A 16,029-nucleotide genomic window follows, 5' to 3' on the forward strand; every position below is an offset into this window, starting at 1 on the left:
CCATAGACGATACCAGCTTTCGCGACGTTGCAGGTGCCAGTCGAACGACCGCAAGAAGGCGCAAAGCTGATATCCGGTAGTCCATGCTATCAACATATGGAAAAAGGGGAATTTTGTCATATGTAGGATTAGACTCTTTCTCGACCGAAAGGGGCCGACAGCGGACCGGCTGCTTTTTCGACGACGGGCTAGGGAAGCGGTCGATCTGTACGCGAAGGTTACTACCTATAGCGTAGTCGCTTTCTGTTCCACAAGTGAAGCTGCGCACTTAGGTGATAGCGTTACGCTGCAACTCTCCGGCCCGCTCGTCGATCCTATTCGCAACCCAAGCAGCGATGTCTTGCTGGAAGCCGCGGCCATCGACCAAAGGCAACTATTGATCGTGGAGACGAGGACGAAAGAATTGTTCCCCATGTCCGCCCAATTCTCTCCGGCGGCGATCTCGGTAGAGGTTAAAGTGGTGGCAATCGAAGATGCACGAGGGCATGTATCCATGCCTTTTAGATGGGGGCTGAATAAAGCTCGTACCTTCCCGAACATTGCGGCGTCCTTTCATCACGCGCCGGGAAAATTTTCTGTGCGTATGTTTTGGCACTCGGGACCGCAGAGTGCTAAGCGGAATAGTTTAGACTATATTGATTTGCGAATCGGTGCGCTTGACCATGATCTTCGCATCAGGAGTCAAGACGCGCATAAAGACTTCGGTCACCGCCTGAATTAATGATTATCGGTCACCCAAAAAGTGTCTGTGAAGTTTCTGAAAGAACAAACAGTGAAATAATCGCATAAGTTGGACTTCGTTCCAATTTGCACTTTATGTCGGGAGTTTAGTGGCAATGACACATATCTGGAAGCACGACCGGGCCAAAAGCTCAATCGATGCCCGTATCAAGGATGTCAAGAACGTCACCGTGGTCGATTACACCCGCACTACTTCACTTCAATCCATCCCGACCAATAAGGCCTACCGCCTGGATGGAGTCCATCTCTATGTCGATATAGTCAATTTTGAAGAGATGCTGTGGTCTACGGAATCGGAAGGGGAAACATCGCACAAGCGAGCACTCCGGTTCCTCAACCTTAATTATCGCGCCGTCCATCGAATTCTCGCCGATGCTGATGCCATTAGGGTCGATTTCCATAACCAGCGCCTGCACGCTGTTATCGCGAAGCCTTATGGCGAAGACGCAGTGGGAGATCGCGTAGCTCGCGCGACAGCAATCGCCAAACTGATTTCCAATGTCCTTGCCGAAACCGGCGACGATGATGAGAATATCCCAAACGCGAAAGTGCGGATAGGTATAGATACTGGGAAGGCGCTGGCCGTCAACAACGGGCGCAACGGCTACCGGGAGCCGCTCTTTCTTGGTCGGCCTGCCAATATTGCTGCAAAGCTCGCTTCAAATAACAAAGCGGTCGGGATTTATCTGAGCAATGAAGCCCGAGAGGCCATTGAGCTGGATGCTGCCGACCTGCCAGCGAAGACGAAACTGACCGATGACGAAATCAAGCAATGCGAGGACGACGCCAAGCTCGGCTTGAGTAAGGATTCTATCGTGAAGGAATGGAGGAAAGATAACGAGACGAACCCGATCGGTGCCTTCTCCTTTTCACGAACCACCCCACCTTTGAAGAACCTCGATATCAATGGCCTCACTCCCGGCAATTCCCGTCGAATGGAAATGGTCTCGGTATACGCCGACGTCGACAACTTCACGGCGTATGTAGATGCTCACATCGATGACGATCCTGAGAATGTCGTCCGATGCCTCCACGTCATCCGGGCGGAGCTGGACAGAGTCCTGACATCGGACTTTTCCGGTCGCCGAGTCCGCTTCATCGGCGATTGCATTCATGGGCATATCCTCGAGGGAACCGCCTACACGACCGACACCGATGCAACAATTTCCACCGCGGTTCTCTGTGCAGCCGGCCTCCGCAGCAGCTTTGACCTTGCACTGGAGCGGCTGCAAGATAACGATGTGGAGACCGACGACCTCGGGTTTGCCATAGGGTTCGACTTCGGTCCAGGTTCGATCACCCGCCTTGGGATGCAGGGTAACCGCGTTCGTTGCTCGACTGGCCGCTCCGTGCTTCTTTCAGAGGCAGAGCAGAAGCGGTGCGACGGGACGCAAACAGCAATTGGTCAGTCGGCGTATGATGCAGGCCCTGCTTCTGTCCGGAAGCTCTTCGGATCTACCAGACGGGTTGCCAATCTTACATACGATGTAGCCCTTGAGGCTCTTGCTGCAGAGGAAAACTCCACTGCGAAGGCAGTACGGACAGCTCTTTACGCTGCCACGAGCCCGGCTATCGTTCGCGCTGCGGAGACCACCTTCCGACCACACATGAAGACCGTTTGGGTTTAGTCTTGTCGCCGATCGAACATCTTCAAAGCGTTGCGCAAGAGAACCATGCCCGCTTCATTTCGGGATCGGAGGAGCGTGCAGTCTTCGGTGTGCGTCCTCCCAATGCATCGGGGGCGCCGTCCCCCGAGTTCATCCTTGAGATCGTGCGTGAGCGAATGACGGTTTCAGTAAGGGAACTGAAGGCGGTGCTTCTTCCATCGTTCTGCTCGGAACGGCAAGGCTCCGACCTTCGTGCCATTCTCTGTCACAGCAAAGATACGGCCTTCGAACACGATTGACAGCACTGTGTCAGCGGCAGGGACAGTATTGTTGGCAACGAAAAAATCGCATTGCGCGACTTCCTCCAACTTTGCTGAGAAAGCCGTGCGGCAAGGATCCTTGCCGCTGGATCCGCCTGTGCCATCAGGTTTCTTCGATCTACTGTAATCTGTAAAACTTCCCGAACCAGAGCTTCCCATCGACCTGTTCCCCCCAGATGCTCATAAAACCTGTCTACAACCTGAAATGATTCGAGCAGACACACAATCTCAACGGTCGGTGTTTTCTCAATTGCAGAGCCTCACTGAGGCTCAAGGTGAGCCAACCGCTTCATGGCTCTGCGGGCTGGGGGCAGTCTCGTTGGCCGTAGCGTCCTGCATGCCTGCCACGCGAGCCGATAGTCGGTTAGCAAATTCTTCAACGAAAACGCGGGCCATCGCCGAGAACGGCTTGTTCGGCTCGCAGTAGCGCTTCAGTGCATCAACGCCTCTGAGTGCGTTTCGAACCGCAAACGGGGAACCGCCATTGAGGGCATCTTCTGCGAGGTCATTCTCGATTTCTACCGCCCTCAGGCGCAGTTCACGGAGCAAACCTGTCCGCAACTGGACGAGTTTTGTACGGTTCAGTGCGAAAACATTGATCGTCGCGAGAGCCCGTTTCGCAAAAGCAGGTTCCGTCGTTAAGGGAAGCGCGATCGAGAACGTCGTGCTGGTCGACCACGTCAGGTACTGGTCGGGATCGTCAACTGTCGGGTCAAGAATATCGTGATCTTCGTCAGACAGATTGTCGGTAGGTGTGAAAGCTCTGACGCCTGAAATGGGAAAATGATTACCTTTTCCAGCGGTCTTGCGCGGCTTCTTCCCTTGTAATGCGGCGTACTCGGTTTCGGTCGTGGTTACGGTGACGAGGTGCTGGCAGCGGCGCTGGTTGCACCCAGCACACGACGGCAACAAGTTCTCCCATTGCAGTGCAAGCCACCAATAGCCACGGTGTGTGGGTTCGCCATCGACTCGTCCTTTCGGTCGGAAGTGCTCGACCTCCATACCGTCGCCAAGCTGGTATTCGCAGTAGGCGCACTTACTGTCGAAGAGCCTGTCGAGGGAAAACTTCACATCGAATTCTTTGTATTTCGAGAATTCATAGGATGCCGAGGTGGTGGCTGCGTAGTGCGCCACCGCCTCACTCCGCTCCGTGGAAACGGCTGTTGAAGGATTGGTTAGAGATGCCGGCGCAGCAACTGCACTACGGTTGACGCGCCTCATCAGGGAATTTTCCTGAGCGCCGCGACGATTTCCTCGACGGCCTCGGCCCGTAGGTCGGTTCGAGGTCTGCCATCGGGATTTTCTCTCTCAGCGAGATAACGTTGGAGCGCTTCCTGCATGATTTGCTCGGAAGGCGTGTCACCCAATGACAGCCGATTCAGCATTGCCTTCGTCTGCTCTGAGACCTGGATGCTAAACTCGCCTGTCGGGCGTCGACGAGCATAATCGTTGGCTTCCTTCAGAAGCCGGAGTTCTAGGCCAGGATCTGCCGTACTTGCGAGGCCGAAATAGTCCGAAGTCAGCAATTGCTCAGCCGTCATGCCGCGAATGCTCGGAAGGTCTCGAAGTTGTCTAACCTCGCGGCCTTCACCACGCTGAAGCACTACAACCTCGCCATCGTCCATGCCTCTAAGACATAGGGGGTCATGGGTCGTGGCGATGAACTGGACCTTCGGCAACACGCGACGCAGCGAGGTCATCACCTGCATTTTCCAGCGTGGATGCAGGTGCGTTTCGATCTCATCGATTAGCACCACTCCCTGCGCTTCCTCGAGATTGTCGAAGTACTGCGAAAACTCTCGGAGCATATCGACTGTCATTGTGAAGACCGATCGATAACCTTCGCTTAGAGCCTCGATGGAGGTCGACCGCCCATTCGCGTTGACCTTGATCGTCTGGCCCTCCCTAAGAAGCTCGTCTTCGTCGTCCATCGCAAGAACGACGCGCAGTGCCGCAGCGATCTTTTCAAATTCGGCATGAGTTCTGGAATTGAGCCACTCGTCCGGATATGGGATCGTGGCCAAGGGATCGAATAGCGTTTTGACGCGGGCGGCGGCGCCGCCACGGTAGTCGCGCTTTTTGGGATCAAAGTACCTTCTTGGGCCGTAACCAAGAACGATGGTCGCTTGATCATACCCACCAACAGAATTCGTGCTTGGTTCGAATGTGAAACCGGAGGTTTGGCGTGTGTGGTGGAAACTGACATGGACACCCATGGATTTCTGATCGAGCTGATCGAGGCGATTGCGTTCGTCGCTCCGCACTGCTGCTGAGAAATACTTCGCGAGCTTTCGGCTCTCCTTTCTACCAATCAACGCCAGCGCAATCGCTGAAAGAATGCTAGATTTTCCGGTAGAGTTTTCTCCGAGTATCATCAGGCAGGGTGCACCAGCACGGTCTGCTCGGCTTGCTGGAAGTGTCAGTCTCAGCGCGTCGATTACTTTGAAGTCCAACACCGTAATTCGGCGGATTTCCTGGTTTGATGCGAAATAGAGTTTCGGGCGCGCAAGCTTACTATCGTCGTACGAAGACGCATGCCATTTAATCGCTCGCGGAGTCGTTGCCTGGTCGCTTTCAGATAGTGATCGCAATCTATCCAGAAGGTGTTCCTTGTCAACTACGCTTAGTCTTTGGATATATGCTTGCAGATTGGACGGAAAGTGAGAAGGCTTGGAGCGTATCAGGGTTTGCGGTAGAGCAAGCCTTTCGCTACCAACGCGTGTCCATATTTGTGCCAATGCGCCAGCGTGAGGCGAGCCTGGTTTTAGATGCGTAAACTCAACGTGACGTGATGAAATGGCAATCTTCAGTTCGTTGAACATCGCATTTACGGCCATTCGACGGCTTTGGACCAGTGCATCTCGGTTCAGGTCGAATATGTCCATGCTCGCACTGCCCTGAGCAGTGAGTGGCTCGACCTGTCCGGTACAACGGAACAGCAGATGCTTGCTGGGATCGTCCTGACATGGGTCCAGCAGGAAACGTCGTTCTCGTCGATTAACAGAATCATAAGTGGACAGAAAGTCGGCTCGCTTGCCCTCAACAGGAAACCTGTTGCCTTTAGCCTTGTCACAGTAGGCGCACACGGCATGCAGGTTGTGCCACTCGAAAGCGAGCCAAAGGTAATAATCCTTATCGAATTCGAAACCGTCTCGCACAAACCGAAGGGGTCTGAAGTGTGCTACCCGAAGAATGCTTTCGCCGTCTTTGGATTGTCCAATCGCTGTTTCGCAGAATGCACAAGTCCCGTCGAAGGTCTCATGGAGATATCGTGTAAGTGAATAATCGAAAAAAAGAGAAGCATTGAGGTTGTCGCGCCGGGACCGCCTCTCAACGGGATCGCGCCGAAGGTATTCAAGCAGGCGCTGCTTTTCGGCAAGCACGACCTCGGAAGAGAGAAAAGCGGGTGGTCTGCGTCTACGTATGCGTCTCATTCGGCTCGCCTCCTCATATTCCACTCAACCCGTCGTATATTTAGACGCTTGCTGCCGAGCAAGGTCAGTACAGCTGGTGAGCGTAATCTTTTCGACCCGATCCCCTGAACGATCATCGTTGAGGACGCGATCAAATTTTAGGACTTTGAAATGAACGGCACCCCGGCTTTTCCAAGTGATCGGTAAAGTCCCACACATTGTTGAAACATTTGCTGTTTCTCGCGAATGGAAACTTGACGCGCTCTCTTGCTCTCGAAAAAGCAACCAGAAAAATGTCGGCGTCATAAGTGCTTTTGCAGAACGCGTCATCGTTCAGTTCAACAAAGATTACAATTTGGAATTCTAGGCCCGTTTCTCAGAATGGAATCGACACACAAAGCCTGTCTGAGGAGGATTTAAAAATCAACTCCAGATTGCGTTGCGAGCATTAACTCTGTGAACGAAATTGGATTCTTCGCGAGTCGGGTTTTCCTTCCAATCGCGCTCCAAACGTACCAGTAGGTCTGCAAACTAAACTTATGAATTGCCGTTGGGCTTTCGCGCTAGGAGCAATCATGAACCGTCCCAAGTACAACGCGTTTGTTGCAGCATCAGTGATTGTAGGGCTGGTCTCGAACGTTTACGCCGCTTCGGCGACGAATCGCGATGACCTTATTAAGATCGTCGGCCGCGAGGATCAGGTGCAGGGACTGCTCGACAAGGGGCAGGGCGCTGTCGAAGGCTTCGAGATCATGTTTCGGTTTTCCAAAATCTGGAAGTTCTGCTCGAAGGACAAACAGACGGGGATGTGGGACAACGCTGTGGAGGGGAACGCGGCGCTTCAGTGCTGTGTAGCCTGGCACACCGCGGCACCACATGTCGCCGCAATCAAGGTTGTGTTGCCATGGCTGTCCGATATCGAGGACATGTCCACGCCGAAAGGCTACGAAAAGCAAACAAAGATTGCGTCCTTCGTGGCGGGCAAAATTATCTCTGAGAAAAATGAGAACTTGTCGAAAGCCCTAGGTATGGTGACCTCATCGACGTTTGCGGGAACCGTGAACCTTTGTGAGCGCGGGATGCGGGAAAGGTGATCCTGCCACTACCACGATTTGGTCCCCGTCCAGCCATTCAAAGACAGCAAATGGGCCGGTTGCAGACGGCAGTATTTCTCAGTTACGGCCCAGAACGAGACAGTTTGTAATCGGCCCCATAGCTGTCGCAGATACCGCAAGATATGATACACATATGCGTTTTCATCGCGCTGCGATGTTTAGACACTCTCTTGGTGCAAAAACACATGGCAAAAGTGCCGTTTTGCCATGTGTCGGTCTTATAGAGAGCTGACACGTAACAAGGGCGAGCCGTGTGCGGGAGTCTCTGCTATCACATCTCGCGTGCTGAATTCCGAGTAGTTTGGATAGCCGCACTTGGCGGTTCACTGATCGATTCGTGAATTAGCATTTGCGGCCGTCTATAATGTTTCACATTGATACGTATAGCCCGATTTATTCACAGACGCTGTTCATGGCGCCTGTGACTTTTCTATAACTTAAGTCTAGTAAGTCTACGAATTCTGCTATTTGCGGTTGACTTAACCAAGCCTGTTTTGCAATTCGCTCATATTATTTTGATTGTGATGCTTGCTCTCCCGTGAGGGATGGTGAGAGTAATAGGTCTCGGCATTTTAGCGGAGGCATCAACATTTGATTGAAGGGTAATTCGCCTTTCCAAAGGGGTATTTGGATGGGTGACTGGCCAGATTGGTTATCACTAATTTGGTTAAATCGGGGGACGTTGTCATGCATTTTGCGCGAAAAATGGTGCTTTGGAGCGCCATGGTAGGGATTTTTGCGTCCGTCATAATTGGGGCGCAGGCCGAAGAGGCTACGGTTTCCAACCCGAAAACCCCTGCCGTTCAATCCACCCGTTTCGATGACTGGTATTATCGTTGTGCAGAGGTAAAGGCTGCTGACGGAAAGTCTGTTGCGCAAGGTGAGGTTGCACAGATCGCTCAGGTGAAGCAGGGCGAACAGGACGTCAACGTGCTGACGCTGGCCATTGCGAAGACAGCGCCTGAAGCTGGCAAGAAGGCTTCTGGCAATGATCTGTTGCTGACGGCGCTTGTTCCGCTGAATGTAGTTCTACCAATCGGTCTGGGCCTCGCTGCCGACGGCAAGGATGTGGTGACCATCCCCTATCGCAATTGCAATCAGGCAGGTTGCTGGGCGCAACAGAAGCTTGACGGCAAGATTTTGACCGCACTGCAGAAGGGCTCTGCAGGTGAAGCGCGACTGCGTCTGATGAACGGCCAGAACATCAATCTCAAATTCTCGTTGAAGGGGCTTACCAAGGCTCTCGCAGAACTTCAAAAGCCAGCCAAAGCCTGATCGGGAGCAGAGAATGACGTATTCTGTTTGCCCGGCGAAGCTTTGCCTTGCGTTGGCTATCTCTGTGCTCATGGCGGGCACTTCGACATTGGCGCAAGCTCCAAACCCAGCGGCTTCGCCTGCCGATGACTTCATACGCCGTCAGGCTGAACAGGGTCTGGAGCAGCGGCTGGACAGTTTACGCGAAACCACGCCGCGTGGCAGGCCAACTGTCGGGCCAGAGCAGACGGGACCCCAGGCAGGTGCCGCGTCTGGCCCGTGCTTTTCAATCAGCCATGTCGATGTGGAAGGCGTTTCCCTGCTTTCGAGGCAGTCGCTTGATCCTGTTTTGACACCGTATCGAAACAAATGCATCGGCCTTGCCGATATCAATGCTCTGCTGAAAGACCTTACCAACCTCTACATGGATGCGGGCTATATCACATCGCGTGTCTATGTGCCCGAACAGGATATTGCAGGTAGCAAGGTTCTGCGACTTGTCGCTGCCGAAGGCACGCTTTCCGGTATCTATCTGAATGGGAAGCCTGCAGAATATCCGGGACTTTTGGCAACGGCTTTTCCGGGCATGAAGGGCAGGGCGGCTAATATCCGTGATGTCGAACAGGGGCTCGATCAGATCAACCGCCTGTCATCGAACAATGCCAAAACCTCGATGTTGCCAGGCAAGGAACCGGGCGCTTCCATTCTCAATGTCGAGAACAAGCCCGGTCTGCCGTGGCATTTTTCGGTAGCCAATAATAATCTCGGCCAAAAATCGACTGGCTATTCGAGGTCATCGATATCGTTCCGCATGGACAATCTGGTCAATCTGAACGATCTCGTTTCGCTGAACTACGAGCATAGCGGGCCGGACTATCCATGGTCCTGACAGCAAGTGGCCGGATTGACGCGGGAACATTGCTGTCGGCGGGGTCTCTGACGGTCAATGCCGGAACATTCGCCGCAGCCAATATCACCAGCAACGACAAAGCGACGATTACAGCAAATACGACGATCAGTGGTCAATTGCTGTCCGGTCCCGATGTTTCTGTGACGGGCCCTGCAATCAATTTAGGCACTATTGTCGCAGGTGTGGATCTGGTTGCACTGGCTAGCGGCAATATCGCAACAGGTAGCACCGCCCATACGCTTATTCGCGGCGGCAACAGCGTTTCCATTGAGGCCAAATCTGGTGACATCAACAGCCATGGCGCACAGATTGTTGCTGGATATGACGAAAATGGTCTGCTGTCCGGCGGTGCTGGCGATATCAGCCTGAAAGCTGGTAACGACATCAATCTGCAGAGTGCGCAGGCCACCAACAGCTCCTCGTCATCCAGCAAGTCTGCCGGGGCTAGTATTGGCTACTCTGTCGGCGTTGGTCTGGGCGGCGCGACCGGTGGCTGGACCGGAAGTGCTCACGCTGGTTCCGGAAAATCGAACAGCAATGGCACGACGCAGGTTAACACCCACGTCACCGGTCCAGGAAACATCAATATTGAATCCGGTCGTGACACCAATCTGAAGGGTGCAGTTGTCGAAGGCGAAACGATCACCGCCAACGTCGGGCGCGATCTCAACATCATCTCTGTTCCCGACAACCGTCTTCTCAACCGCTATCGGGCTATAAAGTGATTACACCCAGAGGCAGTGGAGCATCAGAGGGTTCATTACCTTCTGATTATGTAAATGTCTCAAGGTGGGTTTCTCCGACGGAAGCAGCACAATGGATAAGCTCTGGTGGGACGGCAATTCCTGCTGGTATTGGTGCTGGAAGCCGCGTGTACGTTACTGCACCTAATGCGCCTAAACCAGGCGGGACCGGCATGATTAGAATCGATTTTGCCGTCCCTCTAACTTCAATACAGCTGGAAAGCAGGAGTGGGGACAAATTATGCAACCAAAGCAGAGTACGCCAATATATAATGTGAAAATAAACGTTCCAAATGGCGTAGGAATTCCGGGGATTGGAAAATGACTTTAGTCCAGGCAACCTGTGAGTATGGTATAGTAATTAGGCGGGGAAGTTTAAAACGCGTCGATATAAGCATAGAAATGCTATGCGAGCTAATGGAACAGTCTCCTCCTTTGGATATCAGTGATGATATCGTGTCTTTTGGTCCTTCATTTGGTGGAGAGGCAGCCGATGAGTTTGTTAAGCGGTTAACAGCCGCTGGACTGGAATATCTAGACGATTTTTTTGTTTTTAATGGTGATTTTCCTGATTGGTGTCGGTTCCATGTATGTTTGAGAAGCTGACTAAGAGATATGTATTCGATTCCGTCCGAGCGAGTTAGCTATTCCATAGGTCTTTGAAGATAAACCCAAGGCTGGACCGGCAATCTGAAGAGCGCGGCTGTTGAAGGCGAGACGACTGCTGGCAGTGAGCTTATCGTCCAACGTGGGCATTTCACCAAGATTGGCGCCACGGTTTTCTGAAACTACAAATTTAACGATATCCGTTAAGTGCTTGCACTTAAACGCTAAATGGATGATTGCAGGATGGCGATTGTTGGAATTGATTTGGGTACTTCTAATTCACTGGTTTTGGTCTGGGAGAACAATGGTCCAAGAGCTTTAGAAAATGCTCTTGGGGAAACTTTGACGCCGTCAGCCGTTAGTATCAGTGACGAAGGAGAAGTACTGGTAGGCCGCGCCGCGATTGATCGGCTGATCACGCATCCGGACCGGACCGTTGCGTCATTCAAACGTGCCATGGGAAGTGCAATACAGTTCACCCTTGGTAATTACCGCTGGCGTGCCGAGGAGCTTTCTGCGCTAGTTCTGAAATCCTTGCGTCAGGATGCGGAGCTTGCACTTGGTGAGCCGATCACAGAGGCTGTTATTTCGGTGCCCGCCTATTTCAACGACATTCAGCGTAAAGCGACGCTCGACGCGGCCCGGCTGGCCGGACTTCATGTTGAGCGCCTGATCAACGAGCCCACGGCTGCGGCGCTTGCTCATGGGCTAGAACATCAGGATGAAGGGACATTTCTGGTTCTTGATCTTGGCGGCGGCACGTTCGACGTTTCACTGCTGCATAAATATGATGATGTTATGGAAATCCGGGCATCGGCGGGAGATGCGCTCCTTGGCGGCGACGATTTCAGGACGGTGATTGTCACGGAACTGCTCAAGCGTCATCAGCTTGTCGAAAATGACCTCGACGCAGGAGACAAGGCGCGATTGTTTGCCGAGGCAGAGCGGCTGAAACGGGCCCTTACCGAGCAATCGCAGTTGGAATACAGCTTTGGAGTGAAAGGTGAGCGCTTCAGCGGTCTATTCGAGCGCCTGCAGTTCGAAGAGTTGGCGCAGCCGCTTCTGCGGCGCATGCGTGCTCCGATGGAGCGGGCCTTGCGGGATGCGCGTGTCGGTGCGGGGAAAATAGATCAGGTGGTGCTGGTTGGCGGTGCGGCGCGCATGCCTATGGTGCGTAGCCTGGCAGCGCGGCTGTTTGGTCGTTTTCCGCTCCTTCACCCGTGGCCGGATCATATTGTCGGGCTTGGGGCAGCCGTACAGGCGGGCCTCAGGAAGCGGGAAGGGGCGCTTGAAGAAATCATAATGACGGACGTATGCCCGTTCACGCTGGGCACGTCCGTTCTTGATCCCCGCGCACCTGAAGGGGTGGTCCTTTCTCCGATCATCGAACGCAATGCCGTCGTCCCGATCAGCCGCGAAAGCCGTTACTGGACTGCCTCGGATGGCCAGACCGTGGTCCGTATAGATGTTCTTCAGGGGGAGAATATGCGCCCGTCACAAAATATCGCCCTCGGAATGATTGAGGTTCCCGTATCTTCGGGACCTGCGGGCAAGGAATGCGTGGACGTTCGCTATACCTATGATGTCAACGGCGCCCTCGAAGTCGAAGTCAAGGTCGTTTCCACAGGGCAGGTTCATCGAAGGATTTTCAGGAATCAAGCAAACCTCACCGACGCCGAACTCGAAGCACGTTTCAGCGCACTGTCATCGATCAAGATGCTGCCGCGTGACCAGCAGGAAAATCGTGCACTGATTGCTCGGGCGGAGAGGCTGTATGCGGAGACTCTGGGGGATGCACGAGACCAGATCCGGGAAATGCTGTTCTGGTTCGAGAAAAGCCTTGAGGATCAATCCATTCGCGACCCGCAGGCAATCCGGCAACAATTCTCCGACATGCTGCAGCAGTTCGAAAAGTCAGTTCTTTAAAGGGGCCGCGCATGTCTGATGATTGCTGGACTGTCCTTGATATTGTCGCGACCAGGGATGAACGTGAGATTCGCCGAGCTTATGCGCGTCAACTGAAGCGGTTTCGCCCGGATGAAGATCCGGTTGGATTTCAGCGCTTGGTCGAAGCCCGGGATGAAGCGTTATTGTGGGCGACGCTGTCCGATGACGACGTGGATTTTTCAGAAGAAGTGACAGCCTCACTCCCGGAAAAAGACTTCGATGACATCGTTGTGGTGTCAAAAGCCGCTCAAGTGAACAGTGCCGCCACAGATACTGATACGGTACCGCTGAACCAGAGTGACGCCCAGCACCGCGCGGTGCTTAAAGCGGTTTACGAGACGCTGAATGGGCTAATCGATAATATCAAGACGAATAACTATTATTCGCTGAAAGCGTGGAAAGCAGAAAACTGGTCTGCTTTGTTTAATCAGGCTGCTCTGCTCGGGTTGGATGAACACCGGACACTTCAGGAGACGATAGCGCGTAGACTGGGAGAATTTTTACCCGATCCTGACGAATACCACCCTGATGATCTTGCTAACTTCGAAACTGGAAGCGGTCCAGCTGCCGTGGTTGAGCAGATCGAAAATGAATGCCAGTTCACATGGTTCGGATTGGGTTTTGCGCAAATTGCGGGTCAACGGGCAGCGGATCGATATTTCTCCTGGTTGGCAAGGGCTCAGACGGCAAGAGCGCTGATTGAACGACGGCAGAATCCCGACACGGCCTACAGCAATCCAGTGAACGGACTGCCCCTTTTCCTTCCAGAGGACAGGATCGTCCTTTTCCGTGACGCCCCTCTGAACAACTTCTTCGAGAAGGCCGAAGAACAGGGAAGTTGGCCTTTTCAACTCGATATCAAAAGCTTGTTTACACCTGGTTCCCGTCTTGCCGACGCTGGTTTCAGGAAAGCTGGTTTCGTAGTAGCAGCAGTGATCTGTGGGCTTAGCGCCTCATTGAATACGCTGCATGTTGACTGGGTTTTGATAGCCCTGCTTTGTTTATGTGTGTCTGTTGCATGCAGGGTTTGTTTCGCTGCGACGCATTATAGGCGAACCGTCCAGCGCTATACTCGCTATGTTGAAGACGTTGACAGGCGAGGGGTCATATTCCCCGGGGAGAGACGGAACTATCTCGCGGAACGTCGCAAGCGACCCGCTTTGAGCGGGCATTTGTGGGTGCTGGAAGTTGCCGCGACAGTTATGCTGGCATTTCCATTGATGACGTTTGCCACAAGCTGGCGTTACAGCGATCTTATGGATCAGCCTGTCGCAACGGTGCTGGCAGATCAATTTGCATCACTTTTTGAGATTGCCGCTGGAAACGATGCCGTAGAAACAACCAGTTTTGTGTCGCTCGCTGCCAGCATGAACAAAGCGGCTTTGTTGCTTGAGAATGATCGTTCGGCAACAAGCGCGCGGTTGCGAGATGTCAGCCGTCCTCTGGATATTGTTGGGTTTCGTTCCCAGCTCACGAAGTTGTCGGACCAGACGACGAAATCTGTCAAACCGCTGACCCCGTTGATTGCCCGCCAACGCAAGCTGGAAATGCTGGCTGAACTTTATCGCCAGGCATCGGTTGAAGAACGCCGGGACATTCAAAAGACTTTGGCGCAGTGGGGGCCGCTGCTCGAAAAAGCCGCGGTGTTTGATCCGCTTCTTGAGACAGCTTTGTGGGAACTTCTGCCGCCACGCACCGGCGGGGCACGTTCGTTGGTGTCCCCGGAGCGGGAATTGCGTCGGGTGCTGGTCAAGCAGTTTCTGAACGGCAACATCGCTTCAATCGGGAATTTTGAGAAGCAAAACATCGCTCAAGTGGCTGCGCAACTGGAGTTATTATTAAACGCCAGCGACAGCTTGTTGCTCGCGGTGGCTAATGCTTCAGTTGTATCCTATGAAAATGTAGCCAGCCCTTTGGATCTACTTCCACGCCAGAAGCAGGACGACGAAGCCGTATCAGCACCCCGGTTTCTCGATGACATGATATATAATGTAATCGGTAGCACTGATCGCTCCGACAATGCGCCGCGTCTGGCTGTATTTAATGAGGCACTTCCGGTCTGGAGTGAAGAGGTCATCGGCTGGGGAGGCTTTCTGAAACAGGCTGTTCGTTGCCTGAATACGGTTGCACCCGATGACCGGAACGTTGTTCGGACGATGATATCAGAGGTGCTGAAGACCGCTCAAAACGTTAATGAGCAAGAAAAGTCACGATATTGGACCCGTGCTTCGAGCCAGATGTTCGATATCCCAGCCTGTCGCGTGCCCTATGGGGCTGCCGCCGTTACGGTTACAACCCGTAAGGGGCTCCAAGCGCAGATTGCAAATCTCAGCGCGGAAAAAAACTCAGGCGAAGCCAGAAAAGCGGCGCAGTACGCAGTGGCTATCGCTGACGAAGGATATTGGGACGGTGAGTTGAGAAGTTTCGCCAACAGCTATCTTGCTTATGATAGGCTGCAGAATGGGTTACCGAAGCAGGCGCTGTATTATCTCGACGGTGCCACTGACCGGTATAGTTTATGCGGCCAGACAAGGGCTTTGCGCGGAGCGGCGTTGCAAGCTCTCGGCGAGAACGGACGCGCATTGCAGGAGTTCCGGGCTTCCAGGCGAGCATATACATGTCCGTTCGCGGACAGCGCCTTCTCATACGATGATGCCGATATCGATCGTGCGATTGAAAAACTGGAAAAGGGAACGGAAGTTTCGGGGGCATCGCTGCAATGAATATGCAACGGTCACCTCTAGGCATCTTCGAAAACGTTGAATAACCCCAATGCCTGCGCAGTTTTCCCACTTATATCAATGAGAGGATTTAAGAATCATAGAATGGAGTGATCGTCAAAGATTCCCAGCCATTAACATATTGTTTCTCCGACAGATCTCCTCTGCTGCCGAAAGCAAAGCGTTGTCAGTCCGGTGAATATACCGCGATGTGACACCTCTCCCCTTATGCCCTAGCAGGCCACCTATGGTTCCATCAGAATAGCCAATTTCTGAGGCATAAGATGCATACGTATGTCGCAAAGTGTAACATGTGACATTCTCCAGTTCTGCCGCTTGTTGACAGTACGGGCAATGCTTCAATCAGGGTCGACTCTCTCGGATTGAAGCAAATCCAAGCAGGCGATGTCGATACAGGCGGAACAGGTTTCAGGCGGCTGGTGGTAGCAAATTGAGACAGCAAGCAATTGAGCCTTGACTAATGTTCCTTGACCATTATGCCTACATGAAATCCTGACGGCTAGGAGAAAAGCGTGGAAAGCATAACTGGTTTTGCAGTGTCGTGGTTTTTTGCCCCGTATTTGGGGTCTGCAGATTTAGATTTCTTTAAACGCATTAAAAACTCCCGGTATGATTACGATGTTGTTCAAGTC

General features: G+C 53.0%; 12 protein-coding genes. 10 read left to right on the forward strand and 2 right to left on the reverse strand.

Annotated features, from left to right (window positions below):
* The first annotated feature begins 340 nt into the window (after positions 1 to 340).
* The 3 genes from J9800_RS14680 (at position 341) to J9800_RS14690 (ending at position 2,647) form a co-directional block, all read left to right on the forward strand.
* Positions 341 to 721 (forward strand): hypothetical protein, encoded by a 381-nt coding sequence (locus tag J9800_RS14680; protein ID WP_114215638.1) that lies wholly within the window; start codon positions 341 to 343, stop codon positions 719 to 721.
* Between the two features lie 115 nt (positions 722 to 836).
* Positions 837 to 2,369 carry an adenylate/guanylate cyclase domain-containing protein gene (locus J9800_RS14685; protein ID WP_210845861.1) on the forward strand — a complete coding sequence of 511 codons (1,533 nt, stop codon included), beginning with the start codon at positions 837 to 839 and terminating at the stop codon, positions 2,367 to 2,369.
* 2 nt (positions 2,370 to 2,371) lie between these two features.
* On the forward strand, positions 2,372 to 2,647 hold the full coding sequence (locus J9800_RS14690) for a hypothetical protein (RefSeq protein ID WP_114215636.1): 276 nt from the start codon (positions 2,372 to 2,374) through the stop codon (positions 2,645 to 2,647).
* A 291-nt stretch (positions 2,648 to 2,938) separates the two neighbouring features.
* On the opposite strand, the gene J9800_RS14695 is transcribed toward J9800_RS14690, so the two are convergent.
* Positions 2,939 to 3,889 carry a retron system putative HNH endonuclease gene (locus J9800_RS14695; RefSeq protein ID WP_114215635.1) on the reverse strand — a complete coding sequence of 317 codons (951 nt, stop codon included), beginning with the start codon at positions 3,887 to 3,889 and terminating at the stop codon, positions 2,939 to 2,941.
* Positions 3,889 to 6,102 (reverse strand): AAA family ATPase, encoded by a 2,214-nt coding sequence (locus J9800_RS14700; protein ID WP_114215634.1) that lies wholly within the window; start codon positions 6,100 to 6,102, stop codon positions 3,889 to 3,891. Before J9800_RS14700 ends, J9800_RS14695 begins: the two co-directional genes overlap by 1 nt.
* Positions 6,103 to 6,656: 554 nt before the next feature.
* On the opposite strand from J9800_RS14700, the gene J9800_RS14705 reads away from it, so the two are divergent.
* The 7 genes from J9800_RS14705 (at position 6,657) to J9800_RS14735 (ending at position 15,379) form a co-directional block, all read left to right on the forward strand.
* Positions 6,657 to 7,175 (forward strand): hypothetical protein, encoded by a 519-nt coding sequence (locus J9800_RS14705; protein WP_114215633.1) that lies wholly within the window; start codon positions 6,657 to 6,659, stop codon positions 7,173 to 7,175.
* A 744-nt stretch (positions 7,176 to 7,919) separates the two neighbouring features.
* Positions 7,920 to 8,471: an invasion associated locus B family protein gene (locus tag J9800_RS14710; protein ID WP_286191741.1), complete on the forward strand. Its 552-nt coding sequence runs from the start codon at positions 7,920 to 7,922 to the stop codon at positions 8,469 to 8,471.
* A gap of 13 nt (positions 8,472 to 8,484) precedes the next feature.
* Entirely contained in the window at positions 8,485 to 9,339 is an 855-nt protein-coding gene (locus J9800_RS14715) for a ShlB/FhaC/HecB family hemolysin secretion/activation protein (protein ID WP_114215631.1), read from the forward strand.
* Complete coding sequence (locus J9800_RS14720) at positions 9,330 to 10,085, forward strand: hemagglutinin repeat-containing protein (protein ID WP_114215630.1); 756 nt, start codon at positions 9,330 to 9,332, stop codon at positions 10,083 to 10,085. The genes J9800_RS14715 and J9800_RS14720 overlap by 10 nt, the downstream gene beginning before the upstream one ends.
* Before the next feature lie 339 nt (positions 10,086 to 10,424).
* Entirely contained in the window at positions 10,425 to 10,709 is a 285-nt protein-coding gene (locus J9800_RS14725) for a hypothetical protein (protein ID WP_155723793.1), read from the forward strand.
* 243 nt (positions 10,710 to 10,952) lie between these two features.
* Entirely contained in the window at positions 10,953 to 12,635 is a 1,683-nt protein-coding gene (locus J9800_RS14730) for a molecular chaperone HscC (protein ID WP_114215629.1), read from the forward strand.
* An 11-nt stretch (positions 12,636 to 12,646) separates the two neighbouring features.
* Complete coding sequence (locus J9800_RS14735) at positions 12,647 to 15,379, forward strand: J domain-containing protein (RefSeq protein WP_114215628.1); 2,733 nt, start codon at positions 12,647 to 12,649, stop codon at positions 15,377 to 15,379.
* The last annotated feature ends 650 nt before the right edge of the window (positions 15,380 to 16,029 follow it).

The sequence above is a fragment of the Ochrobactrum sp. AP1BH01-1 genome (genome assembly GCF_018066705.1).
GTDB lineage: Bacteria > Pseudomonadota > Alphaproteobacteria > Rhizobiales > Rhizobiaceae > Brucella.

What these genes read in the sequence shown, in the direction of transcription:
- J9800_RS14735 (WP_114215628.1), top strand. Translation starts at nt 12,647, where the DNA reads ATGTCTGATGATTGCTGGACTGTCCTTGATATTGTCGCGACCAGGGAT.
- J9800_RS14730 (WP_114215629.1), top strand. Translation starts at nt 10,953, where the DNA reads ATGGCGATTGTTGGAATTGATTTGGGTACTTCTAATTCACTGGTTTTG.
- J9800_RS14700 (WP_114215634.1), bottom strand. Translation starts at nt 6,102, where the DNA reads ATGAGACGCATACGTAGACGCAGACCACCCGCTTTTCTCTCTTCCGAG.
- J9800_RS14705 (WP_114215633.1), top strand. Translation starts at nt 6,657, where the DNA reads ATGAACCGTCCCAAGTACAACGCGTTTGTTGCAGCATCAGTGATTGTA.
- J9800_RS14715 (WP_114215631.1), top strand. Translation starts at nt 8,485, where the DNA reads ATGACGTATTCTGTTTGCCCGGCGAAGCTTTGCCTTGCGTTGGCTATC.
- J9800_RS14695 (WP_114215635.1), bottom strand. Translation starts at nt 3,889, where the DNA reads ATGAGGCGCGTCAACCGTAGTGCAGTTGCTGCGCCGGCATCTCTAACC.
- J9800_RS14720 (WP_114215630.1), top strand. Translation starts at nt 9,330, where the DNA reads ATGGTCCTGACAGCAAGTGGCCGGATTGACGCGGGAACATTGCTGTCG.
- J9800_RS14685 (WP_210845861.1), top strand. Translation starts at nt 837, where the DNA reads ATGACACATATCTGGAAGCACGACCGGGCCAAAAGCTCAATCGATGCC.
- J9800_RS14725 (WP_155723793.1), top strand. Translation starts at nt 10,425, where the DNA reads ATGACTTTAGTCCAGGCAACCTGTGAGTATGGTATAGTAATTAGGCGG.
- J9800_RS14710 (WP_286191741.1), top strand. Translation starts at nt 7,920, where the DNA reads ATGGTAGGGATTTTTGCGTCCGTCATAATTGGGGCGCAGGCCGAAGAG.